Here is a 23,708-nt window from a genome sequence, read left to right as displayed (position 1 = left end):
GGGGGGCCATCCGTCGTCGCGCCCGTTCGGCGACTCGACGCGTCCGACCGGGCCGGTGTCGGCACCTGCCCCCGCGCGCTCGGCCGCGCCGGATGCAGCCTGGTCAGCGGGCATGCCGCCACCGTCGGGGCCGCTCCGCGGGTCACCGCCGTCCGGGCCACGACTGTCGGAGCTGCCGTCGTCCGGGCCGCCGTGCCCGCCGGAGCCACCGCCGTCGGGGTCCGAGCCGTCGGGACGCGGGCCAGCGGGGCCGCCGTCATGCGGGCCACCGTCGTCGTCCGGCTCGTCGGGGTGGGCGTCCTGGGCGCGCTGCAACGCCTCGTCGAGGCGCTTCTCATCCAGGCCCGGCGTGTCGAACGGATCACGGCGGCGGCGGTGCGGCAGGGCGAGGCGGGCGGCGACCCGTACGTCGTTGATGGTGACCCGGTCCCGGCCGTGCCAGGCGGCGTGGGCGAGAGCGGCACGGGCGGTGACGATGTCGGCGCGCATGCCGTCCACGTCGAAGGCGGCGCACACCTCGGCGATCTGCCGCAGCGCAGCGTCCGGAAGGCGTACCCCGGGAAGCCGGCGGCGGGCGGCGGCCACCTGGGCGGCGACCTGGGCGTCGGCGTCGGCCCACCGGGCGGCGAAGCCCGCCGGGTCGGCGTCGGCGGCGAGCCGGCGACGCACCACCTCGACCCGCACCTCCGGATCGCGGCTGGCACCCACCTCGACGGTCAACCCGAAGCGGTCCAGCAGCTGCGGGCGCAGCTCCCCCTCCTCCGGGTTCATGGTGCCGACCAGCAGGAAGCGGGCCGCATGACTGATCGAGACACCCTCGCGCTCGACGTGGCTGCGGCCCATCGCCGCGGCGTCGAGAAGCAGGTCGACGAGGTGGTCGTGCAGCAGGTTGACCTCGTCGACGTAGAGGACGCCCCGGTGCGCGGCGGCGAGCAGGCCCGGTTCGAAGGCGCGTACGCCCTCGCCGAGGGCCTTCTCCAGGTCGAGCGAGCCGACGACCCGGTCCTCGGCGGCGCCGACCGGCAGCTCCACGAGACGGGCCGGACCGGTCTCGGCGGTGGCGTCGGCCGGGTGCGGCCCGTCCGGGCAGCCCGGGTCGGGCTCGGCGGGATCGCAGCCGAAGCGGCAGCCGGCGACGCGGAGCACCGGGGGCAGCAGCGCGGCGAGGGCCCGCACGGCGGTGGACTTGGCGGTGCCCTTCTCGCCGCGCACGAGGACCCCGCCGATCGCCGGGGAGACAGCGTTGAGCAGCAGCGCCAGCCGCATGTCGGCCATGCCGAGCACCGCGCTGAACGGGTACGTGATCACTGGGCCCTCTTTCGTTCGCGACTGCGGGGCTCGCAAAACCGGCTCACTCCTCGCGCTCACACCCGGTCCTCCAGGTCGCCCTCACTGGCCAGGTACGTGTCGCGGAGTCGGTCCAGGGTGGCCGGCTCCGGCTTGGCCCACAGCCCCCGGTCGGCGGCCTCCAGCAACCGCTCGGTGATGCCACGCAGCGCCCAGGGGTTGGACCGCTCCAGGAACTCCCGGGTCGTGTCGTCGAACAGGTACGCGGCGGCCAGGTGCTCGTACATCCAGTCGTCGACCACGCCGGCCGTGGCGTCGTAGCCGAAGAGGTAGTCCACCGTGGCCGCCAGCTCGAACGCGCCCTTGTAGCCGTGCCGGCGCATCGCGGCGATCCACTTCGGGTTGACCACCCGGGCCCGGAAGACCCGCCGGGTCTCCTCGCCCAGTGTGCGGGTGCGCACGTCGTGCGGCATCGCCGAGTCACCCACGTACGCCGCCGGTGACGTGCCGGTCAGGTGGCGGACCATTGCCACCATCCCGCCGTGGTACTGGAAGTAGTCGTCCGAGTCGACGATGTCGTGCTCGCGGGTGTCCTGGTTCTTCACCGCCACCGCGATCCGGGCGAAGGACCGTTCCATGTCGGCCCGCGCCTCCCGCCCGTCCAGGCCCCTGCCGTACGCGTAGCCGCCCCACACCGCGTACACCTCGGCGAGGTCGGCGTCGCTGCGCCAGGTCCGCGCGTCGATCAGCGGCAGCAGACCCGCGCCGTACGCCCCGGGCTTGGAGCCGAAGATCCGGGCGGTGGCCCGGCGCTCGTCACCGTGCTCGGCCAGGTCGGCGGCGACGTGCGCCCGCAGGTAGTTCTCCTCGTCCGGCTCGTCGAGCGCGGCGACCCGCCGCACGGCGTCGTCGAGCAGCGCCACGACGTGCGGGAACGCGTCGCGGAAGAAGCCGGAGATGCGCACTGTCACGTCGACGCGGGGCCGGCCCAGTTCGACGGTCGGCACCACCTTGACGCCGGTGACCCGCCGGGAGCGCTCGTCCCACACCGGACGGCAGCCCAGCAGCGCGAGCACCTCGGCGATGTCGTCGCCCTGGGTGCGCATGGCGCTGGTGCCCCACACGGTCAACCCCACCGAGCGGGGGTACGCGCCGGTGTCGGCGAGGTGCCGGGCCAGCAGCGAATCGGCGAGGGCCACCCCGACGTCCCAGGCGTTGCGGCTGGGGATGGCCTTCGGGTCGACGGAGTAGAAGTTGCGGCCGGTGGGCAGCACGTTGACCAGGCCCCGGGTGGGTGAACCGGACGGGCCGGGCGGCACGAACCGCCCGTCGAGCGCCCCGAGGGTGTTCCTCAGCTCGTCGGTGGTGCGCGCCAGCCGGGGCACCAGTTCGGTGGCCGCGAACCGCAGCACCGCGGCGACGTCCGGGATGGGTTGGCCGGTCACCTCCGCGACCACCGCGTCGGCCGCGTCCGCGGCCCAGTCCAGGGTCTCCATGCCGACGACCAACCGCCGGGCGAGCGCCTCGATCAGGTCGACGGCGTCGGCGGCCGTGCCGGCGGGCCCGTCCACCGCGTCGGTCAGCGCCGTGGGCACCGCGATCCGCTGTCCGGGCGACGCGAGCAGCTCCTGCTCGTCGAGGCCGTACGCGGCGGCGAGCGCCTGCCGCAGGCCGGGCAGGGCGTGGGCGCCGCCCCAGATCTGCGGGGCGCGCAGGACGGCGAGCACCAGGTTGACCCGGGGTTCGCCGGTCGGCGCGTCGGCGAGGATGTGCAGCCCGTCGCGGATCTGCACGTCCTTGACCTCGCAGAGGTACCCGTCGAGGTGCAGCACGAAGTCGTCGAAGTCGTCGGCGTCGGGCATCGCCTCGGCGTGCAGGTCGTGGTGCAGTTCGGCGGCGCGCACCAGGTCCCAGATCTGGGCCCGCACGGTGGGCACCTTGGCCGGGTCGAGGGCCTGCACGGTGGCGTACTCGTCGAGCAGTTGTTCCAGTTTGGCCAGGTCGCCGTAGGTCTCGGCGCGGGCCATCGGCGGCACCAGATGGTCGATCACCACGGCGTGCGCGCGGCGCTTGGCCTGGGTGCCCTCGCCGGGGTCGTTGACGATGAACGGGTACACCAGCGGCAGGTCACCGAGGACCGCGTCGGGGGCGCAGTCGGCGGCCAGGCCGAGGCCCTTGCCGGGCAGCCACTCCAGGGTGCCGTGCTTGCCCAGGTGCACCACGGCGTCCGCGCCGAACCCGCCGTCCGCGACGGGCGCGGCCAGCCAGCGGTACGCGGCCAGGTAGTGGTGGCTGGGCGGCAGGTCCGGGTCGTGGTAGATGGCGATCGGGTTCTCCCCGAAGCCGCGCGGCGGCTGGATGAGCAGCACCACGTTGCCGAAGCGCAGTCCGGCGAGCACGATGTCGCCGCCGTCGGTGTACAACTCGCCGGGCGGCTCACCCCAGTGCTCCCGCATCCGCTCGCGCAGCCCGGCCGGCACCTGATCGAACCACCGCCGGTACGTCGGCCCGGGCACCCGCGCCTCGGCGGCGGCCAGCTGCTCCGGGGTGAGCCACTCCACGTCGTGCCCGCCGGCGGCGATCAGGGCGTGGATCAGCGCGTCGCCGTCGTCGGGCGGCGGCGCGTCCCCCAGGTGGTAACCCGCCTCGGCCAGCGCGGCGAGCAGTCGGACCGCCGAGACGGGGGTGTCCAGCCCGACGGCGTTGCCGACCCGGGAGTGCTTGGTGGGGTACGAGCTGAGCACCACGGCGACCCGCTTGTCGGCGTTGGCCACGTACCGCAGCCGGGCGTGACGCACCGCGATGCCGGCCACCCGGGCGGCCCGCTCCGGGTCGGCGGCGTAGACCGAGAGGCCGTCCGCGTCGATGCGCTTGAACGAGAACGGCACGGTGACGATCCGGCCGTCGAACTCGGGGATGGCCACCTGCATCGCCGCGTCCAACGGGGACAGCCCGGCGTCGCTGGCGGCCCACTGCTCCCGGGTGCTGGTCAGGCAGAGGGCCTGGATGACCGGCACGTCCAGGGCGGCGAGGGCGCCGACGTCCCACGCGTCCTCGTCACCACCCCCGGACGCGTCGGCGGCGACCGCGCCGCCGGCCGCGAGCACGGTGACCAGCAGCGCGTCACAGCGGGCGAACAGCCCGAGCGGGCCCGCGCCCGTGGTCAGGCCCCGCAGCGAGCCACAGAAGATCGGCAGTGGGTTGCCGCCGGCCTCCCGCACGGCCTCGGCCAGAACGTCGACGAAGGCGGTGTTGCCGGCGAGGGCGTGCGCCCGGTAGAAGACGATCCCCACGGTGGGCCGCCGCGGGTCCGTCGGGTGGTCGCCGTGCACGCCGTACGCCGGGGTGGACGCGGGCGGGGCGAACCCCTCGCCGGTGAGCAGCACCGTGTCGCAGAGGAACCGGGCCAGGTGCCCGAGGTTGTCCGGCCCGCCCTCCACCAGGTACGCCAACGCCTGGGTGACCACTCCGGACGGCACCGTGGAGACCGCCATCAGCTCCGCGTCGGGCACCGCTTCCCCGCCGAGCACGACAGTCGGCACGCCGCCGGCGAGGACCGCGGCGAGGCCGTCCGGCCACGCCTGCCGACCCCCGAGCAGGCGTACGACGGCGAGGTCGACGCCGTCGAGCAGGGCGGGCACCTCGTCGGCCGCCACCCGCGCCGGGTTGGCGAGCCGGTAGTCGGCGTCACTGGCGCGGGCGGCCAGCAGATCGGTGTCGGCGGTGGAGAGCAGCAGAACGCGCACGGCAGGCTCCGGACGGTAACGTCGGCACGCTCGCGAGAGCGGCCTGGCGACGTGGGATGGGCGCAGGGTTCAGCGGACGCCGCGATCCGGCCGGCTCAGCGGCCTGCGGCCGGGAGCGACGGGCGGGGCGGTCCGGAACTCAGCGGTGAACGGAGTCGATGCCGATCGCGGCGACGGCACGGCCGCGGTGCGCAAGACGGCAGCAGCCGTCGATGATGATGGAGACGCCAAGCGTCATCGGGTCCTCCTCGGGTGTCCACGCCCTGGGGTACGTCCCGACGGCCGAAGTATCCTGGCTTCCGGATCGACGCTCTCCCCCGGCCTTCCAACCGCAGACACACGGCCGTGACTCACGAGGGGGGATCGCTCCCCGGTGACAGTGGCGGGACCGCGTCGGATTCGCACCGACTTCCTTCACTGCCGTCAGGCCGCGAATGCTGCCACACCGGTCGGCTGCCGGTCAACGCCACCCCTGCGCACGCCAACGGCCACGATTAATCGACATATTGCGATCAGAGGTGTTGCCGGCGAGGTTCACCGCTCGGGCCGACGGTGGCGGGGTCGACGAGTCAGAGACAGCCAGCCGAGAAAACGCGCGTGCATCTCGACGAGGTCGGGATGACCGCCCAGGTTGAACTGGTCCTGGATCGCCTCGTTCATGCAGGACGCCAGATAGAGGGCAAGCGCGAGGGAATGACCGTAGAACTCCCCGACGAGGTCGAGTTGCGCCCGAGAGCACGGCCACGGGGCGGCACAGTTGCGGCACAGCCAAGCGGGTCGCATCGGCAAGTGCGGGCGGCACGGAAGTCTCACCCCCTGACCATGCTGGCCGTAGCCGTCGCATCCCATCACGGCGGGTGGTTCCTCGACGGATACTTTTCATCCTTCCTCCGGATGTCGCCACGGCAGTTCACTTCGGCCGCTGGTTACAGTGACCCTCGTCCCACACGGGAAGGGAGCCACCGTGCCCGTCCGAACGACTGGACCCTTCACCGTTCCCCAGTCACTCTGGGACAGCGCGGACCTGCTCGACGCGTTGGCCGCCCGGGACATCGCTCAGGTGTTCCGGCTCGTGCAGCATGCCACCGGAGCGAGCCAGACCACTCTGGGTAGCGCCACCGGCCTCAGCCAGGCTCAGGTCAGCGAGATCACCAGCGGCGCCCGACGGGTCAGCAGCATTGACGTCCTGACCCGTATCTGCGCCGGCCTGTCCATGCCCCGGCACGCTCAGATGACACTCCTTCTGGGCGAGCATCAATCGGCCTCCGCAATACACGACGTCGATGAACGACAATTCGACATGACTGTTCCGGGCCGGTATGCCGATGTTGCCGCGATCTTCGCCAGCCGGTCGGACTTCACCGCCGAACTTCCTCCGCACGTCCTCTTCGACAATGCCAGGGACATCCGGGCGGCCGGCCTGTCACTCAACATCATCTGCCAGCAGTACGCCGACACTCAGCTCCTGAGGTTCCTCGACGGTGGCGGTCACCTCCGCTGCCTCTTCCTCGACCCCGGGGGCGAGGCGATCAGACGGCAGGAGCGCGAGGACGACTATCCGCAGGGGCATCTCAGCGCGCTCACCGACCTCAACATTCAGAACCTGACGCGCCGGATCCGCACCCAGCTCACGTCGGGCGCGCGTGACCGTCTCGCCGTGCGCGTGTACGACGAGTCGATCCGTGCCAACGTCCTCCTGATCGACGACCGGCTCTGCGTCGTCCAGCACTATCTGCCGCGAATGCGCGGCGTCGATTGCCCGACGATGGTGATCGAACGCACCGTGCACACCTCCGGCCTGTACGCGGTATTCGACGGGATCTTCACCTCGCTCTGGGAGCGCAGCAGCCAGCCATGAATGACTACGTCGATCTCCTTCCGCTCGCACACGAGGCCATCGATCTGGCGCATGGCCTTATGCGGACCGTCCAGCCTGGTGCTCTCACCTTCAAGGACGACCGTGACATGGCCTCCGAGTTGGACTACACCATCGAGCGAGAGGTTCGCGAGCTTCTGGCCGCGAAGGCACCCGACATCGGGTTCCTCGGCGAGGAGTACGGCACCAGTGGTAACACCAGCACACTCACGTGGACCTTCGACCCGGTGGACGGGACCGTCAATTTCATCCACGGCTCACCGCTGTGCGGAATCTCGCTCGGTCTCGTCCAAAGCGTCCGATCCGTCCTCGGCGTCATCGACCTGCCGTTCCTCGGCACCCGCTACCACGCCGTTGAGGGACATGGCGCGTACGCCAACGGCGACCGCATCCGCGCCAGCCGAGTCAGCGACCTGAAGGACGCCGTCGTCGCCATCGGCGACTACGCCGTCGGTGCCGACGCCAGCCGGAAGAACGCCGATCGACTCGCCATTACCGAGGAACTCACCCGGCACGTTCAGCGAGTACGCATGCACGGCTCCGCCGCGATCGACCTCGCGTGGTTGGCCCAGGGCAGGATCGACGCGTTCATCATGCTCAACAACAAGCCCTGGGACACCGCCGCCGGTGTAGTGATCGCTCAGGAGGCTGGCGCTCAGGTGGTCGACCTCGATGGCACTGCCCACAGCACCTGTGCGACCGCCACCGTCGGCGGCAACGATCTGCTGCTGCCGGACATCCTCACGCTCGTCGAGCGGTCGCTGGCGCGTGTGGCAGCCTGACCGGGACAGCAGGCCCGATCAGCGGGCGTGGCGCTCCGGGTGGGCCCGATTCCACACCCGCATGCGCTCCGGGTAGCCGGTGCGGGCCGCCTCGTACAGCGGCACGGCGTGTTTGCGGGCGATGGCGCCCGCCGCGCGGGGTGTGCCGGTGCGGCGACGGATCCATTCGCCGTCGTGGGCGATCGCCACCACCGTGGTGTCGGTGGCGGTGGTCTCCGGTTCCAGGTAGAACTCCACTCCCCGCCGGCTGGCGACGAACGACTCCAGCGCGGCGAGATCGTCCCGGGTGGCCTCGCGGTCCAGCTTCGTCGGGGTCGCCTCGGTGCCCCGTGACCGCCGGTTGAACCAGCCCATGTCCAGCCCCTCTCCTCGGACGCCTCTCCAGTTCAGCACCGATTCCTGGCAATACGCTGCACGGCGCATGAGAGCGGGCTGACGAGACGCGCACCCGACAGAGACGGGCGGTAGCTCGCATGAGGGTTGATCAAGGGAGAGGAATGCACTCAATCCCTGCCACTCTTAACGTATACCGCAATGGGGGCCTTGCCGCAAGACCCGGGTCGTGCCGCAGAATTGCCGGCCGGACCACGTTCTCGCACGCTGAGCAACGGCCCGACTCCGCTCGGCACATGCACCCCAGATCGGAGCAACCTGACGTGAACCCGCTGAACACCAGCGTGTTTGATCTTCCCGACAACCTCGCCGCCAAGGCCGACCCGGCGTTGATCACCCGCGACGAGCAGCACTTCGCGGTCATCGCGGCGAGCCTGGAACAGTCGATCGCCGACCTGTCCGACCGCCTCGACGTCGAGCGCCGGGCACCGGCCGGCAAGGGCCGCCAGGCGGTCGTCCGGGACGAGGAGATCCGCCGGTTGACCGGCCGCCTGCGCGCCCTGCGTCGCTTCGGTCTGGACCTGTGCCTCGGGCGCATCGTCAGCGCGGACGACCCCGAACCCGTCTACATCGGACGCTTCGGCCTCACCGACGGCAACGGCCGGCGGTTGCTGCTCGACTGGCGCTCCCCGGCGGCCGAGCCGTTCTTCGGTGCGACCCACGCCAACCCGATGGGCCTGGCGAGCCGGCGTCGGTACCGCTGGACGCTCGGCCGCATCAGCGACTACTGGGACGAGGTGTTCACCCCGGACGGATTCGAGGGACACGCGGCGCTCGACGACCAGTCCGCGTTCATCGCCAGCCTCGGCGGCAACCGGTCGGCCCGGATGCGCGACGTGCTCGGCACCATTCAGGCCGACCAGGACGCCATCATCCGGGCCGGATCGCGGGGCGCTCTCGTCGTCGACGGCGGGCCCGGCACCGGCAAGACCGTCGTGGCGCTGCACCGCACCGCGTACCTGCTCTACTCCGACCCCCGCCTCGGGCACCGCCGCGGCGGGGTGCTGTTCGTCGGCCCGCACGAGCCCTACCTGGCGTACGTCGCCGACGTGCTGCCCAGCCTCGGCGAGGATGACGTGCAGACCTGCACCCTGCGTGACCTCGTACCCGAGGGTGCCGCGGCGACGCTCGAAGCCGACCCGGACGTGGCCCGCCTGAAGTCCTCCGCGGACCTGGTGCGGGCGATCGAGGCGGCCGTGCGGTTCTACGAGGAGCCGCCGACGACGGCGATGACGGTCACGGCCGGCGACATTGACGTGCGGCTGAGCGCGGACGACTGGGCCCAGGCGTTCGAGGCGCCCGGACCCGGCACGCCGCACAACGAGGCGCGTGACGAGATCTTTCAGGAGCTGCTGGCGATCCTGCTCGGGAGGTACGACGGCGACGAGTCGGACGACCTGGTGCGCGGGTCGCTGGTGCGCAACCGGGAGCTGCGGACGGCGTTCAACCGCGCCTGGCCACTGCTCGAAGCGACAGACATCGTCGCCGACCTGTGGTCGGTGCCCGCCTATCTGCGCAGGTGCGCCCCCTGGCTCGACCCCGAGGACATCCGCCGGCTCCAGCGCGTCGACGCCCGCGCCTGGACGGTCTCCGACCTGCCGCTGCTGGACGCGGCACGGCAGCGCCTCGGCGACCCGGAGGCGTCGGGGCGTACCCGCCGCCACGAGGCCACCATCGCCGCCGAACGCGCGCGCATGGCGACTGTCGTCGACGAGCTGATCGAGGCCCACGCCTACGACGACGGCGAGGGTGTGCTGTCGAGCCTGCGCCAACTGGACCTGCAGGACGCGCTGGTCGACGAGGCCGTACTCCCCAGCGCGGACGCGGATCTGCTGGCCGGCCCGTTCGCGCACATCGTCGTGGACGAGGCGCAGGAGCTGACCGACGCGCAGTGGCAGATGCTGCTGTCGCGCTGCCCGTCGCGCAGCTTCACCATCGTCGGGGACCGCGCCCAGGCCCGGCACGGGTTCACGGAGTCGTGGCAGGAACGACTGCGGCGCGTCGGCCTGGACCGGGTGAGGATGACCTCGCTGAGCATCAACTACCGGACGCCACGGGAGGTCATGGCCGAGGCCGAACCGGTCATCCGGACCGTGCTCCCGGACGCGAACGTGCCGACCTCGATCCGCGGCAACGGGATTCCGGTGACCCACGGATCGGTACGCGAGCTGGACACGATCGTCGACGGCTGGCTCGCGGAGCACGCCGACGGGATCGCCTGCGTCATCGGCGACCCCACGTTCGGGCCGGCGACGAACCGCGTCCGGTCGCTGACCCCGGAACTGTCCAAGGGGCTGGAGTTCGACCTGGTCGTCCTCGTCGACCCGGAGGCGTTCGGCGAGGGCGTCCAGGGGGCTGTCGACAGGTACGTCGCGATGACCCGCGCGACCCAGAAACTCGTCGTCCTCACCGGGTCCTGACCTCGTAGGCTGCCGGGCGTGACGACTGACGTACGGGAGGCGGCGGCGCACGACAACGCGCGATGGTGCGACGCCGTGTGCGCCAGCCATGGGCTGGCCGGCCGGTTCGACGCCGACGCGTGGTCGGTGCCCCGCCGCTCCCCACAGTGGTATCCGGACGCGGTCACCCTGCGCCCCGGCGTCGACCCCGAGGCGCTGCTGGCGCGGATCGACGTCGGGCCCGGCGCGTCGGTGAAGGACAGCTTCGCCGACCTCGACCTCTCGGCGTACGGATTCCGGGTGCTCTTCGACGCGCAGTGGATCCACCGCCCGCCGACCGGCACGCCGACCGGCACCCCGCTCACCCCGGTCACCACCGGGCAGGGGTTGGCGGCCTGGGCGAGCGCGCACGGCGGTGGGGAGCTGTTCCGCCCGGCGCTGCTGGCCGACGGGCGCATCCGGGTGCTGGCCCGTCACGACGAGCGGGGCGCTGTGGTCGGCGGGGCGGTCGTCAGCGGCGACGACCCGGCCGGCGTCTCCAACGTGTTCAGCCACAGCGACGACCCGGACGAGATCTGGCACGCGATCGTGGCCACCCTGCCCGGCGTGCCCCTGGTCGGTTACGAAACCATCCCCGACCTGGCACCCGCCCGCCGAGCCGGCTTCCTCCCCGTGGGCCCCCTCCGGGTCTGGCTCCGGTGAGGTTCAGGCCAGGCGGGTCAGGTCCTCGGGGGTCAGGCGCAGGGAGGCGGCGGCGATGTTCTCCCGCAGGTGAGCCGGGTCGCCGGTGCCGGGGATCGCGAGGACGTGCGGGCCCTGGTGCAGTGTCCAGGCCAGGCGTACCTGCTGGGGGGTGACGCCGTGGGCCCGGGCCACCGCCTCGACTGCCGCGCCCTGCTCGGCGCGCGCACCCGCCTCCCGATTCGTGCCGGCCAGCGCGAAGAAGGGCACGTAGGCGATGCCCCGCTCGCCGCAGGCGCGGACGAAGGCGTCCTGCTCCCGGTACGCGTCCACGCCGTAGTTGTTCTGCACGCAGACCACGGGCGCGATGCCCGCCACCTCGTCCACCTGCTCGGGTCGGACGTTGGACAGCCCGAGATGCCGGATCAGCCCGGCGGCGCGCAGCTCGGCCAGGGCGCCGAACCGCTCGGCCAGCGGCACCGCGCCCGGCCCCCGGCCGAGCCGTAGGTTCACCACGTCCAGCCGGTCGCGGCCGAGGCGGCGCAGGTTCTCCTCGACCTGGGCGCGCAGCTGCGCGGGGGTCTCCGCCTCGGTGAATCCGGCCACCGGGTCGTAGCCGAAGCCGACCTTGGTGGCGATGACCAGATCCTCGGGGTACGGGGCGAGCGCCGCGCGGATCAGCTCGGTGGCGTAGCGGGTGGGGCCGGTGCCCACCCGCAGGGTCCCTCCGGGCGAGACATAGAACGCGGCCGTGTCGATGTGGTTGACGCCCAGCTCCACGGCGGTGCGCAGCAGCGCGATCGCACGGTCGCGGTCGGGGTTCGCGGTGATCCGCATCGAGCCGAAGCCCATCCGGTGCACGGTGCGGTCGCCCAGGGTCCAGCTGCCCGCCGCGGCGGCGGTGATCTCGTCGGTTGGCATCGGGCGACCGTAGCCAGCGCGGGCGCGCGACGCACTCGGCCGCGCACCCGATACCGCCGCGGGGCGATCTGGGTTAGTTTTTCTGTGCTGCCGGAGCCGACCCACCGGCCCGCGGTGGGCGCAGCGCCGGCACCAGCGCCAGCGTCGGCAGGAGCAGCAGCGGCACCACCAGCAGCGCCCGCAGGATGCCGACGTGGTCACCGAGCAGGCCCAGCAGCGGCGGCCCACCCAAGAAGGCCGTGTAGCCGATCACCGCGACCACGCTGACCCGCACCGCCGCGTGCGCCTCCTCGTCGGCGGCCGCGCTCATGCCGACCGGGAAGCCCAGCGACGCGCCGACCCCCCACAGCGCGACACCGACGATGGCCACCGGCCCCGAGCCGGCCAGCACGGCCAGAGCGGCGCCGGCGGCGGCGAGCAGGACGGTGCCGCAGAGCACCGGCACCCGGCCCCACCGGTCCAGGGCGAGCGTGCCCGCGGTGCGCCCGAGGGTCATGCCGACGACGAAGACCCCGAAGACCGCCGCGCCGGCCGCCTCGCTCAGGTCCCGGCCGTCGACGAACGCGACCGCCAACCAGTCGTTGGCGCTGCCCTCGGTGAACGCGGCCACCAGCACGAACAGCCCGATCAGCAGGGTGCGCGGCTCCCGCCACGCGGCGAGCTGGGCCCGGCGGCGGCCGGCCGGGCTGGTATCGGTCGACCCGTCGACCGCGTCGTCGACGACCGGCAGGAACAGCCGGCTGCCGAGCACGGTGCCGACGAGCACCACCACGGCCACGGCGGCGAGGTGCGCGCCGACCGGCACGTCCAGGCGGGCGGCACCCGCGCCGAGGCCGGCGCCGGCCACCGACCCGAGGCTCCAGGCCGCGTGGAAACGAGGCATGATCGTCCGCCCCAACCGCCGCTCCACGGCTGCGGCTTCGACGTTCATCGCCACGTCGCAGGCGCCGGAGCCGTAGCCGAAGGCGACCAGCCCGACCGCGACGACGACTACCGACCCGGCGACCGTGGCGCCCACCCCGGCCACGATCAGGCCCACCGCGACCAGCACGGTGGCGATGGTCACGGTGCGGGTCGAGCCGAGACGCTGGGCGAGCAGCCCGGAGGTCGGCATGGCCAGCAGCGCACCGACGCTCATCGCCAGCAGCAGGAGGCCGAGGCGCCCGGCGGACAGGTCCAGCGCCTCCCGGACGGCCGGCACCCGGGAGAACCAGCTGCCGACGGCCAGGCCGTTCAGGGTGAAGGTGACGGCGACGCCGTTGCGGGCGAGCCGGACGATCCGTTCGGAAACGGTGGCGTCCGGGACGACGGCCGGGCTGGTGGGGGCGCTCACAGCTGTGGGTCCTCTTCCTCTCAGGTGATCTCCTGGCACGATCGCACACCTGAGAGCGCTACCACCACAAGCGGGTTGGCCCCTTACCGGGGACGCGCGGGCCGGAGGATGATTCCTGGCAGGCGTACGCCCGCCCCGGGCGGGCGCCGGGGGGAGGGCACGATGACGGCAGCGGCACACCGGCCGGCGACTCTGGAGGACGTCGCCCGGGCCGCCGGGGTGTCCCGGTCCACGGCCTCGCGGGTGATCGCCGGGACGGGGTTCGCCTCGCCGGACGCCCGGGAGCGCGTGGTGACGGCCGCCGACCAGCTGGGTTACGTGCCCAACCCGGCCGCCCGGGCGCTGGTGCGCGGCGGCGGCGTACGGCTGGTGGTGGCCGCCGCGGGGGCCAGCGCGGCGGTGCTGGACGACCCGTACGTGCACCGGGTCGTCGGCTCGGCCGCCCGGGTGTGCGCGCCGGCCGGCGTCGGGGTGGCGCTGCACTGGCTGCCGCTGGGCGACCCACGCGGTCTGGACCAGCTCGCCGCCGACCGCAGCGTGTGCGGCGTCGTGCTGGTCAACACCACCGAGGCCCTCCTGGACGCCGTACCCCGGTCGCTGCACGGCCGGATCGCCTCGATCGGCATCGGCTCGGCCGAGGTGCCGTCGTTCGACGTCGACAACACCGCTGGCGCCGGCGCGGTGCTGCGCCACCTGTACGCGACGGGCCGCCGCCGGATCGCCATGGTGACCGGCCCGGCGTGGCTGCCGTGCTCGCAGCGCCCGGTGCAGGCGTACCGCCATCTGATGCACCAGGCCGGCCTGCCCGAGCGGGTGGTGGACGGCGACTTCACGGCGGCGCGTGGCCGCGCGGCGGCCGGCGAGGCGCTGCGCCGCTGGCCCGACGTGGACGCGATCTACGCGATCAGCGACGAGACCGCGTTCGGGGTGATCGCGGCGCTGCGCGACGGCGGTGTGCGGGTGCCCGGTGACGTCGCGGTGGCCGGGTTCGACGACATCCCGCTGGCCGGCATGACCGCGCCGGCGTTGACCACCGCGAGTCACCCCGTGGACCGGATCGCCACCGCGGCGGCCACCGCCGTGCTGGCCGGCCGCCCGGCCGCGCCGGTGACGCTCTTCCCGTCCGCCCTCGTGACCCGCGACAGCGCCTGAGCGGGCCGGCCGGTTAACCGGCGGACGGTCGGGGTAAGCGCCTCGCACCGTTCGCCGACCGCGAGGAGTGGTGGTCCGTGTCCGACTCCGCGCCGCCGACCGGAGCGTCCGCGCAGGGTCCCCGGCACGGCCGGTTGACCACCCGTGCGCACCCGCCGGTGGTGTCGGGTCCGACCGGTCTCGTACCGCTGCCCGGCGGTGACGGCGGCCGGCCGGCGATGGCGTACGTGCCGGAGCCGGCGGCCGGCGGGGCCGCGTACCGGCTGGTGGTGCTGCTGCACGGGGCGGGCGGCGTCGCACGGCAGGGCCTGGACCTGCTGCTGTCGATGGCGGACGCGCAGCACCTGCTGCTGGTCGCCCCGCAGTCGTCGGAGGCCAGTTGGGACCTGATCGCCGGCGGCTTCGGGGTGGACGTGCAGCACGTCGACGCGCTGGTGGCCAGCGCGTTCGACGGCTACCCCGTCAGTGGTGTGACGCTTGGCGGCTTCTCCGACGGGGCTTCGTACGCGCTGTCGTTGGGCCTGGCCAACGGCGACCTGGTGGACGCGGTGCTGGCCTTCTCCCCCGGCTTCGCCGCGCCGCCGCTCGTCCGCGGCCGGCCGCGGATCTTCGTCTCGCACGGGGTGGACGACCGCGTCCTGCCGATCGACGTGTGCAGCCGCCGCTTCGTGCCGCACCTGCGCGGCCTCGGCTACGACGTCACGTACGAGGAGTTCCCCGGCGGCCACGACGTCCCGGACCCGATCCGCGCGAGCGCCGTCGAGTGGCTCACCGGATGACGGGGTCGCCGGTCACACGGCGGGCAGGCCGAGGGCCTCGTCCACGCGGGCCAGGACGGCGGCGTCGTCGTCGGGGTGCACGCCCCGCAGCAGGTCGATGGCCGTCGCGCGGATCTGACCGATGACCATGGCGAGTGGGAGGGTCTGGGTCGACCCGAAGAGCTGCCCAGCGGTGTGGACGGCGGCCAGCGCCGTCTCGTCCGCCCGGGCGGCGTGCCGGTCGGCGGCCTCCTCCCGCCCGTCCAGGTCGGCGGCGAGCGCGTCGCCGGCCTCCCGGATCGCGTCGACCAGGCAGCGCAGCGCCTCGCCCAACTCCGGCGGCGTGGGGGTCCGGAGTCGACTGAGCGTCACCCCGGCGCGGGCCAGCACCCGCACGTTGCGGACCACGTAGTCGGTCTGCCGGATCGACTCGTCCACCGATCGCAGCCGGCCGATGTGGCGGCGCCGACGCACGTTGAGCCGCAGCGCCTCCCCGGCGGCGAGCACGCCCTCGCGCAGCCCGCCGACCCGCGCGTCCATGCCCCGGGCCCGCGTCAGCGCGGCCATCGCCGCCGACTCGTCGCGACCGTCCAGCGCGTCGGCGATGCCGCCCACCAGACCGGCCAGCTCGTCGAAGGTCCGTCGCACCTCGGCGACGAGCGGGGCGAGCGGGTGCCGGGCGTCGACGAGGAGGCTGACGGCGAGCGCCACCGCGCCGCCGACCAGCGCGTCGACGAAGCGGAACGGCACCAGCGACCCGTCCGGTGGTGCGACCACCACCAGGTAGAGCGCGGAGACCGCGGCCTGGACCAGGGTCACGCCGGTGGCGCCGAAGGCGACCGCGAGCAGGACGGTGAGCAGGATGACGGTGCCGACGGTCCACGTGCTGCCCGGGCCGAGCGCCTGCACGACCAGGTCCGCGACGAGCACGCCGGCGGCCACCCCGAGCACCACCTCGACGGCCCGCCGGATCCGCTGCCCGCGAGCCTGACCGAGCACGATCAGCGCGGCAGCCGGCGCGAAGAAGGGCTGCGGATGCCCGAGCAGGCGGGTGGCGAGCAGCCAGGCCACGGTCGCCGCGACTGTCGCCTCCAGCACCGGCCGCCAGCCCTGCCGCAGCCGGTGACCGGCGACCCGCAGGCCCCCGAACCACGCCATCGTCCACCTCCGCCACCTCGACCGCACGCCGGCCCGCCCATGGTCATCGGCGCCCGTGCGGCAGCCCGGAGCGCGCCTCGCGATCGTCCACCATCGCGCGCCGGACCTGCTCACCGGGCTGCTCGACGGCCCCCGCGCCGTCCTGGCGCGCTCGGTGGTCGACCCGCCGCACGCGCCGCCGATCGAGGGCCGGACCGGCGCACCGGCCTACCGGTCACCGGCCCGAGGCTCAGCTCCCGGTCAGGGCGCGCAGCAGCGTGCGGACGGCGCCCGCGAGATCGGCGCGGCTCGCCGGACCGCCGGGGTCCGGGGCGGTGAGCGCGCCGGCGCCGACCAGACGGTCGAAGAGCAGCCCGTCGACGAAGGCGACGAACTGGTCGCCCTGCCGGTCGGGATCGGTGGCTCCGGCCCGGGACAGCAGGTCCCGTGCCTGCACCCGCAGCCCGGTGCCGTGGTGCAGGATGCCGCGCAGTTCGGGGCGGTGGACCGCCTCCAGCAGGCAGGCGTAGCGGGCCAGCGTCCGGCTGCGTCCGGTACTCAGCCAGCTGTCGAGAACCTCGGCCACCCCGGCGGCGAGCCGGTCGAGGTCGTCGCCGTCGAGCCGGGGACCCGGCGCCGGGGAGGGCGGACCGGTCGGCAGGTCGTACGCGGCCAGGTCGACCCGGTCGCGCTCGGCGAGGCGTTCCACCACCGCCTCGGTCAGCGCCTGCCGGGTGCGCAGGTACGCCGAGGTGGTGCCGGCGGGCAGCCCGGCGCGACCGTCGACGGCCCGGTGGGTCAGCGCCCGCATCCCGCCGTCGGCGATCAGCTCGATGGCGGCGTCGGTCAGCAGCGCGATCCGGTTGGCGCGGGCCGTCACGGGTCTCCTTCGGCGTCGAGGTCCGCAGGTAGTATCACTCTTCTACAGGTGTAGAAGGGCGGGCGACATGGGCGAGCCACACGCGGTGGTGGTCGGCGGCGGCATCGGCGGGCTGAGCGCGGCGCTCGCCCTGCACCGGCACGGATGGCGGGTGACGGTGCTGGAACGTGCCCCCGAACCGCGCGAGGTGGGCGCCGGGCTGACTTTGATGGCGAACTCGCTGCGCGCCCTGGACGCCCTCGGCCTGAGCCCGGCGCTGCGGTCCAGCGCGCACGCCGAGGCTCCCGGCGGGATCCGCGACCGGCGGGGCCGGTGGCTGTCCCGGCTGGACGCGGCCGAGATGATCCGGCAGCTCGGCACCAGCGCGCTCGGCATCCACCGGGCCACCCTGCACCGCATCCTGCGCGAGGCGCTGCCCGCGTCGACGCTGCACACCGGCGCCGAGGTCGAGCACGTCGAGTCCGGTCCCGACCGGGCCACCGTGCGCTACCGCCGCCCCGACGGCCCGCGAACCCTCGACGCCGACCTGGTCGTCGGCGCCGACGGCCTGCACAGCCGACTGCGCACCCAACTCTGGCCGGAGATCCCGGCCCCGGTGTACGCGGGCTCGACGGCCTGGCGGGCCGCCGTCGCGTTCCCCGACCCGATCCCGACGGCGATCACCTGGGGGCCCGGCGCCGAGTTCGGCATGGTGCCGCTCGGCGAGGGCCAGGTCTACTGGTACGCGGCACTCACCGCCCCGCCGGGTGGCCACGCCCCGGACGAGCTGGCGGCCGTACGGGAGCACTTCGGCGCCTGGCACGAGCCGATTCCCGCCCTGCTGGCGGCGACCCCGCCCGGGGTGGTGCTGCGCAACGACATCCACCACCTGGCCACACCGCTGCCCTCGTACGTGCGGGGACGGGTGGCGCTGCTCGGCGACGCGGCCCACGCGATGACGCCGAACCTCGGACAGGGCGCCGGGCAGGCGATCGAGGACGCGGTAGTGCTCGGGGTTGCCTGCTCCGGCGGCGCGCAGGGACTGCCGGCCGCCCTGGCGGCATACGACCAGCAGCGTCGCCCCCGCAGCCAGGCCATCGCCCGCGCCTCGCTGCGCGCCGGCAGGTACGGCCAACAACTGCGCAACCCGCTCGCCCTCGCCTTACGCGGTGCCGCGCTGCGCCTGATCCCCGCCGGCGCCGTCCTGCGCGGCATGACCCGGCAGGTCGACTGGCGACCACCGGCGGGCTGAGCGAAACGGCCACCCCGCCGGTCACGATCATTTACTCGGCCCGGGTCGGGCCCGTCGGGACGCAAAACTCCAGTTTATTCTTTCGCGCCGCTTTCCACAGCGGGCGAATACGACAGCGCGCCGGTACAATCGGCGACTGCCTTGTGACCGATCGCTGACTGCTCATGGTGAAAGCGATCACACACACTGAGCGCATGAACAGGAGAGTCAACCGCGGTAGGGCACTCCGCGTCGCGGTGTGCCTCCTGCTTCTCGCCGCGTTGAGCGGCTGCATGCAACTCAACATCGGGCTCACCGTCAACGCCGACGACACGGTGGACGGGCAGTTGCTGCTGACCGCCCAGAAGTCCCTGCTCAGCTCCCGGAACAAGAACATCCCGGCGGCCTTCGCCGAGCTGCGGCAGAACATTCCGGCGCTGCCGCCGGGCGACGAGACCAGCTACGAGGACAGCAAACTCTTCGGCACCCAGATCAATTACCGCAGGGCACCGCTGGCGAGCTTCGACAGCGAGAGCGTCAAACTGGTCCGAGACGGCGAATTCTACCGTTTCACGTTGCCGCTGGACCCGGCGAAATACGGCGGGAAAATTGCCCAGCAGAATCCCCAACAACAGCAGGCTTTCCTCAAGCTGATGTCGTTCGAGATCTCGGTGACGTTTCCCGGCCGCGTGATCGACACCAATGGCACAGTCAACGGCCGATCGGTCACCTGGAAGGTCGACTCCAACCAGGACAAGCCGATGGAACTGCGGGCCGTCGCCGAGGCGCCGCCCCGCCCGTCGGCCGCACCGGCAGCCGCCGACGCCGACTCCGGCGGTTTCCCGTGGCTGCTGGTCGGCGGCGGCGTACTCCTGCTGCTGGTGCTCGCCGCGGTGGGCGTACTCCTGCTGCGCCGCCGTCGCCCGACGACGCCGGCCGCACCCGGCGCGACGCCACCGGGACCGACCTCGCCGGGCCCGCCCGCCGGCGCTCCCGGGCCCGGCTGATCCATCCGGTGGCCGGCAGCGCCGGCCACGTCCGGCCCCGGCCGCCCGCGACGACGGCGACCGGCGCCGGTGCTCCCCAGCGGGAGCACCGGACCTCACCACCACCACATCCCGGTCGCACCATCGCAGAAAAGGGGGATCGCCGTGAACGATCTCTTCACCTGGGCCGCTCTGGGGACCATCGCCGGCGCGAGCGCCGCCACCCTGCTGGCCACCAACGTCATCGGCGCTCTCCTCGGCCCGAGCGGCGACAAGCTCCGCAAGTGGATCGCCATCGTCATCGCGCTGCTGCTGTCCTACCTGACCGCCGCCTTCGCCGACGAGGCCGGCGGCGAGAAGTGGGTCATCGCGTTCTTCAACGCGCTGGTGATCTTCTCCGCCGCGCTCGGCGTCAGCCAGTTCCCGCCCGGCAACCGGCAGGCGACGCCCACCCAGCTCGCGAGCGGTCGCGAGCCCCGTGTCTTCCGCTCCTGGGTCTGAGGGGTGACGTCATGATCTTCGGAATTCTCAGCGCGGCGATCCAGGTCGCTGTCGGCGCCGTCCTCGGCCTGCTGGCCGGCGGCCCGGTCGGCCTGCTCATCGGCGCCGTCGTGGGCCTGGTGGTCGGCGTGGTGTTCGGCTGGGCGGTCACCTCCGCCGGGGTGTACGCGCCAGACGCGCGCGGCATCTTCCTCTTCGTCGTCGACCACACGTGGAGCCTGCTCAACACTGTCGTCGGGGCCATCTACCTGGCGGTGCACCTGATCTTCGGGCACTCGCTGGACCGGCCCACCTCGGCCGGCAGCGGCCGGGTCAGCGTGGTGGAGGGCGTCTCACCCCGCTACGCCACCACCATCGGCACCGTCTGCGCCGGCTCCAGCTCGGGCATCCAGCGCCACGAGGACGTGCACATCTTCCAGGCGCGACTGCTCGGCCCGCTCTACATCCCGCTGGTGCTGGCGAACTACGTGCTGTTCACCATCGCGCCGGTCTGGCTGCTCTACCACGACCACACCAACGCGCCGATCAACAGGTTCACCCGCTACTTCGAGATCGGCGTCTACCCGCACGTGTGGAACGAGGCCATCGCGTACCGGATCCAGGGGACGCCGCCGCGATGACCACCGACGGGCGCGGACCGATCGAGACAGCCACCGCCGAACTGGCCGCATGGCTGACCGGCGTGGCGGGGGAACCCGTCCCGATCGGCCCGCCCCACGCGGGCGTCGACGCCGACGGGCTGACCCTGTGGCCCCTCGAACTGCGCCCGGCCCGACAGACGCGCTCCAGCGGCGCGGTCCGCGAGCCGTACCGGTTCACGGTCCGCTACCTGCTCTGCGTGGCAGGGCCCGCCGGACTGGCCATCCTGGACCGGGTGCTCACCGCCGCCACCAGCGACGGCAGCTACCCGGTGGTGCTGGAGGCCGGCGACGCCGCGCTGTGGACCGCGTTCGACGCCCCGCCCCGACCGGCACTGCTGATCGACGTGCCGACGCAGGTGGACCACCCGACGCCGGCCGCGCCGCCGGTCCTGCAACCGCTGCGGCTGCGCCAACTGTCGATGCGCACCCTCGCCGGTCGCGTCGTCGGCCCCGAGGACCAACCGCTCGCCGCCATGCGCGTCGAGCTGCCCGGCACCGCCTCCGCGACCCGCACCGGCCCCGACGGCCGGTTCCTGATCGCCGGGGTCCCGCACGACCCCGACCACCCCGGCCCGGTACGGCTGCGGCTGCGCGGGCGCGGTCTCGTGCTCACCGCCGACGTCGACGCGGACGAGGACGACATCGTCATCGTCTGCGCGCCACCGACCCACTGACGCCCACCCGTACAGGAGGACCGATGCCCAGCTACTTCTCCCCCGGCATCTACGTCGAGGAGGTCCCCAGCGGCGCCCGACCGATCGGACCGGCGAGCACCAGCATCGCCGCGTTCGTCGGCGTCGCCCCGAACCGCGGCGCCCACGTGGGCAAGGCCGTACCGGTCAACAACTGGACCGAGTTCCTGCGGCTGTTCGCCGACGGGAACCAGGTCGAGAGCACCCCGCTGGCCCGGGCCGTGTTCGGCTTCCTCGACAACGGGGGCGCCCGCTGCTGGGTGGTGAACGTCGGCGAGGGCGGCGCCATCACCGGCGCCGGTCAGCGCCGCGGCGGCCTGCAACTGCTGGAGGCCATCGACGAGATCTCCATCATCGCCGCTCCGGGCTTTCACGACGTGGTGTCCCACGAGGCGCTGCTCAGCATGGCCGAGCGCACCCGCACCATGGTGGCGATCTGCGACCCGGCACCGGACATCGACGACATCTCCGCGCTGACCCGGGTCGCCACCCCGTCCTCCGGCAAGCCGCCCAAACCCGCCGAGGGCGCGGCCGCCAGCGCCGGACCCGGCGGGTCCGGCGGCGGCGAGGGACCGGCGTACCGGCCCCGGCAGTCCGAGTTCGGCGCGTTCTACTACCCGTGGATCGAGGTACGCGACCCGATCAGCGGAGAGTTGGAACTCACCCCGCCGAGCGGGCACCTCGCCGGCATCTGGGCCCGCACCGACGCCCTGCGGGGCGTGCACAAGGCGCCGGCCAACGAACCCGTGCGCGGCGCGGTCAACCTGGGCTACCTGGTCACCCGCCCCGAGCACGACGTGCTCAACCCCAAGGGCGTCAACGTGATCCGCTACTTCGCCGGCGAGGGCATCCGCGTCTGGGGCGCCCGTACGCTCGCCGCCGAGGCCAGCGAGTGGCGCTACCTCAACGTACGACGGCTCAGCATCGCCATCGAGCAGGCCATCGCCAACGGCACCCGCTGGATGGTCTTCGAGCCGAACGACTTCACCCTCTGGCGTTCGATCCGGCGCGACATCGGGGCGTTCCTGACCCGCGTGTGGCGTGACGGCGCGCTGCTCGGGCGCACCCCCGAGGAGGCGTTCTTCGTCAAGTGCGACGAGGAGACCAACCCGGTGGACGTCCGCGACGCCGGCATGGTGATCGCCCACATCGGCATCGCCGTCGTCAAGCCCGCCGAGTTCGTGGTGTTCAAGTTGAGCCAGTGGGCCGGCGGCACCGAGACCGAGACGATCGGAGGCTGACACATGCCCACCACAGCCACCCCGCAGCCGGGCGCCCCGGTCGACCCGTACCGGGCGTACAACTTCCGGCTCCTCATCAACGGCGTCACCAACGGCCACTTCACCGAGATGAGCGGGCTGGAGGTGAACATCCCCGGACAGCCGTACCGCGAGCACGGCCCCGGACCGACGCGGATGGTCCCCGGCCAGGCCGAGTACGAGCCGGTGACCCTGCACTTCGGCCTCACCGCGTCCCGCGAGCTGTGGGACTGGGTGAACGCCACCGCACAGGGCACCCTCAACCGCCGCAACGTGTCGGTGGTGCTGCTGGACTCCGCGGGCACCGCCGAGGTGCTGCGCTGGAACCTGATCGACGCCTGGCCCACCCGGTGGCGCGGGGCGCACCTCAACACGGTCGGCCACGAGATCGCCATCGCGTCGCTGACGCTGCGCTACGAGGGCCTGGAGTTGGAGACCGGCGGTGCCGCCGCGCCGACGCCCGCGTAGCTGGCTGGCCGGTCGGCTCCGCTCGGCGGCCGGCGCGGTGCACCGCCTCGCCGGCCTCGTGGAGAACACCGGCGCACCCGCGGCGTCTCCGGCGCAGGTGCCGCGTCGTCTCGGGGAGCCGCCCGCGCACTGGCTGAACCTGGTCGCGGCACACGCCCCCGGCCTGCTGCGCGAACTGGACCTCGACGCGACCCCCACCGGCGTCGAGCGGACGCCGGGCGGCGACGACAGGCGAGAAGGTGGCCTGCCATCGTTCACTCCGGCTCAGGAGATCGACGAAGGAGCCGGCTCCGCCGGGACGTACCGGCGTGTCGCCGGGCGGGCCGGCCGCCGCGTTCGCGGCCCGGCCGCCCAGCCCGACGGCCACGCTGCCGGCAGCCGGGCAGCCGGTACGGCGGACGTCCTCGGGGCGACGGACGACCCGAGGACGGTGGGCGGTCCCGGCGCACCCGAGGGCCACGGCCTCACCAGGGCCGCCGGCCTCGGCCGGACAGATGGTCCCGCCGGAACGGGCGAGGCATACCGCCCCGGCGGGACGGGTGCTCTCGGGCGGACGGGTGCGGTGGGGCCGGACGGGTCGCGGCACGCGGGCCGGGCCGGTGGGTC

Annotated in this window: 21 protein-coding genes, 1 pseudogene and 1 riboswitch; of the genes and pseudogenes, 14 read left to right on the top strand and 8 right to left on the bottom strand. The window is 73.4% G+C overall.

Annotated features, from left to right (window positions below; translation table 11 throughout):
- From B0E54_RS28480 to B0E54_RS32580, 3 genes are all read right to left on the bottom strand, one after another.
- Nucleotides 1-1,368 (bottom strand): ATP-binding protein (locus B0E54_RS28480; RefSeq protein ID WP_374109329.1); only part of this gene is annotated, 1,368 nt, incomplete at its 3' end.
- Nucleotides 1,365-5,033, bottom strand: coding sequence for a cobaltochelatase subunit CobN (gene cobN / locus B0E54_RS28475; protein ID WP_234589544.1), 3,669 nt, complete (start codon nt 5,031-5,033; stop codon nt 1,365-1,367). The genes B0E54_RS28480 and cobN, both read right to left, overlap by 4 nt.
- Before the next feature lie 285 nt (nt 5,034-5,318).
- A riboswitch (cobalamin riboswitch) is annotated at nt 5,319-5,448 on the bottom strand.
- A 119-nt stretch (nt 5,449-5,567) separates the two neighbouring features.
- Nucleotides 5,568-5,693 carry a hypothetical protein gene (locus B0E54_RS32580; protein WP_255787813.1) on the bottom strand — a complete coding sequence of 42 codons (126 nt, stop codon included), beginning with the start codon at nt 5,691-5,693 and terminating at the stop codon, nt 5,568-5,570.
- Nucleotides 5,694-5,997: 304 nt separating this feature from the next.
- Between B0E54_RS32580 and B0E54_RS28470 the strand changes: the two genes are divergently transcribed.
- Together B0E54_RS28470 and B0E54_RS28465 are read left to right on the top strand one after the other, a co-directional pair.
- Nucleotides 5,998-6,891, top strand: coding sequence for a DUF5919 domain-containing protein (locus B0E54_RS28470; protein ID WP_234589541.1), 894 nt, complete (start codon nt 5,998-6,000; stop codon nt 6,889-6,891).
- Entirely contained in the window at nt 6,888-7,691 is an 804-nt protein-coding gene (locus tag B0E54_RS28465; protein WP_234589538.1) for an inositol monophosphatase family protein, read from the top strand. Before B0E54_RS28470 ends, B0E54_RS28465 begins: the two co-directional genes overlap by 4 nt.
- An 18-nt stretch (nt 7,692-7,709) precedes the next feature.
- On the opposite strand, the gene B0E54_RS28460 is transcribed toward B0E54_RS28465, so the two are convergent.
- Complete coding sequence (locus tag B0E54_RS28460; RefSeq protein ID WP_234589536.1) at nt 7,710-8,045, bottom strand: hypothetical protein; 336 nt, start codon at nt 8,043-8,045, stop codon at nt 7,710-7,712.
- A 275-nt stretch (nt 8,046-8,320) separates the two neighbouring features.
- Here B0E54_RS28460 and helR point away from each other — a divergent pair, with 275 nt between their 5' ends.
- Both helR and B0E54_RS28450 read left to right on the top strand, forming a co-directional pair.
- Nucleotides 8,321-10,504, top strand: coding sequence for an RNA polymerase recycling motor ATPase HelR (gene helR, locus B0E54_RS28455; protein ID WP_234589534.1), 2,184 nt, complete (start codon nt 8,321-8,323; stop codon nt 10,502-10,504).
- Nucleotides 10,505-10,522: 18 nt separating this feature from the next.
- A complete protein-coding gene (locus tag B0E54_RS28450) occupies nt 10,523-11,185 on the top strand; it encodes a hypothetical protein (RefSeq protein WP_234589532.1) in 663 nt (220 codons plus the stop codon).
- Between the two features lie 3 nt (nt 11,186-11,188).
- Here the strand turns inward: B0E54_RS28450 and B0E54_RS28445 are convergent, their stop codons facing one another.
- Nucleotides 11,189-12,085: an aldo/keto reductase gene (locus tag B0E54_RS28445; protein ID WP_234589529.1), complete on the bottom strand. Its 897-nt coding sequence runs from the start codon at nt 12,083-12,085 to the stop codon at nt 11,189-11,191.
- 73 nt (nt 12,086-12,158) lie between these two features.
- Nucleotides 12,159-13,418 (bottom strand): MFS transporter, encoded by a 1,260-nt coding sequence (locus tag B0E54_RS28440; RefSeq protein ID WP_234589526.1) that lies wholly within the window; start codon nt 13,416-13,418, stop codon nt 12,159-12,161.
- Between the two features lie 162 nt (nt 13,419-13,580).
- On the opposite strand from B0E54_RS28440, the gene B0E54_RS28435 reads away from it, so the two are divergent.
- Nucleotides 13,581-14,570 carry a LacI family DNA-binding transcriptional regulator gene (locus B0E54_RS28435; protein WP_234589493.1) on the top strand — a complete coding sequence of 330 codons (990 nt, stop codon included), beginning with the start codon at nt 13,581-13,583 and terminating at the stop codon, nt 14,568-14,570.
- Between the two features lie 77 nt (nt 14,571-14,647).
- Entirely contained in the window at nt 14,648-15,349 is a 702-nt protein-coding gene (locus B0E54_RS28430; protein WP_234589491.1) for an alpha/beta hydrolase, read from the top strand.
- Nucleotides 15,350-15,361: 12 nt separating this feature from the next.
- Here B0E54_RS28430 and B0E54_RS28425 read toward each other — a convergent pair whose 3' ends face one another.
- Together B0E54_RS28425 and B0E54_RS28420 are read right to left on the bottom strand one after the other, a co-directional pair.
- Nucleotides 15,362-16,486 (bottom strand): aromatic acid exporter family protein, encoded by a 1,125-nt coding sequence (locus B0E54_RS28425; protein WP_234589489.1) that lies wholly within the window; start codon nt 16,484-16,486, stop codon nt 15,362-15,364.
- Nucleotides 16,487-16,715: 229 nt separating this feature from the next.
- A complete protein-coding gene (locus B0E54_RS28420) occupies nt 16,716-17,345 on the bottom strand; it encodes a TetR/AcrR family transcriptional regulator (protein WP_234589487.1) in 630 nt (209 codons plus the stop codon).
- 67 nt (nt 17,346-17,412) lie between these two features.
- On the opposite strand from B0E54_RS28420, the gene B0E54_RS28415 reads away from it, so the two are divergent.
- The 8 genes and pseudogenes from B0E54_RS28415 to B0E54_RS28380 all read left to right on the top strand — a co-directional run.
- The gene (locus B0E54_RS28415) at nt 17,413-18,576 is read left to right on the top strand and encodes an FAD-dependent oxidoreductase (protein WP_234589485.1); all 1,164 of its coding nucleotides are present in this window, start codon (nt 17,413-17,415) and stop codon (nt 18,574-18,576) included.
- 194 nt (nt 18,577-18,770) lie between these two features.
- Nucleotides 18,771-19,562 (top strand): DUF3153 domain-containing protein, encoded by a 792-nt coding sequence (locus tag B0E54_RS28410; RefSeq protein WP_234589472.1) that lies wholly within the window; start codon nt 18,771-18,773, stop codon nt 19,560-19,562.
- A gap of 144 nt (nt 19,563-19,706) precedes the next feature.
- Nucleotides 19,707-20,042 (top strand): hypothetical protein, encoded by a 336-nt coding sequence (locus B0E54_RS28405; protein ID WP_234589470.1) that lies wholly within the window; start codon nt 19,707-19,709, stop codon nt 20,040-20,042.
- 11 nt (nt 20,043-20,053) lie between these two features.
- The gene (locus tag B0E54_RS28400; RefSeq protein WP_234589458.1) at nt 20,054-20,662 is read left to right on the top strand and encodes a glycine zipper family protein; all 609 of its coding nucleotides are present in this window, start codon (nt 20,054-20,056) and stop codon (nt 20,660-20,662) included.
- Nucleotides 20,659-21,357: a carboxypeptidase-like regulatory domain-containing protein gene (locus tag B0E54_RS28395; RefSeq protein WP_234589455.1), complete on the top strand. Its 699-nt coding sequence runs from the start codon at nt 20,659-20,661 to the stop codon at nt 21,355-21,357. Before B0E54_RS28400 ends, B0E54_RS28395 begins: the two co-directional genes overlap by 4 nt.
- 23 nt (nt 21,358-21,380) lie before the next feature.
- Complete coding sequence (locus tag B0E54_RS28390; protein ID WP_234589452.1) at nt 21,381-22,616, top strand: phage tail sheath subtilisin-like domain-containing protein; 1,236 nt, start codon at nt 21,381-21,383, stop codon at nt 22,614-22,616.
- A 3-nt stretch (nt 22,617-22,619) separates the two neighbouring features.
- Nucleotides 22,620-23,102, top strand: coding sequence for a phage tail protein (locus B0E54_RS28385; RefSeq protein WP_234589447.1), 483 nt, complete (start codon nt 22,620-22,622; stop codon nt 23,100-23,102).
- Nucleotides 23,077-23,708, top strand: a pseudogene (locus B0E54_RS28380) (hypothetical protein); the annotation flags it as partial. The gene B0E54_RS28385 and the pseudogene B0E54_RS28380, both read left to right, overlap by 26 nt.

The organism is Micromonospora sp. MH99, assembly GCF_021442385.1.
Lineage (GTDB): Bacteria > Actinomycetota > Actinomycetes > Mycobacteriales > Micromonosporaceae > Micromonospora.
The sequence above is the reverse complement of the archived record's forward strand: the minus strand, read 5'-3'. Positions and strand labels throughout refer to the sequence as shown.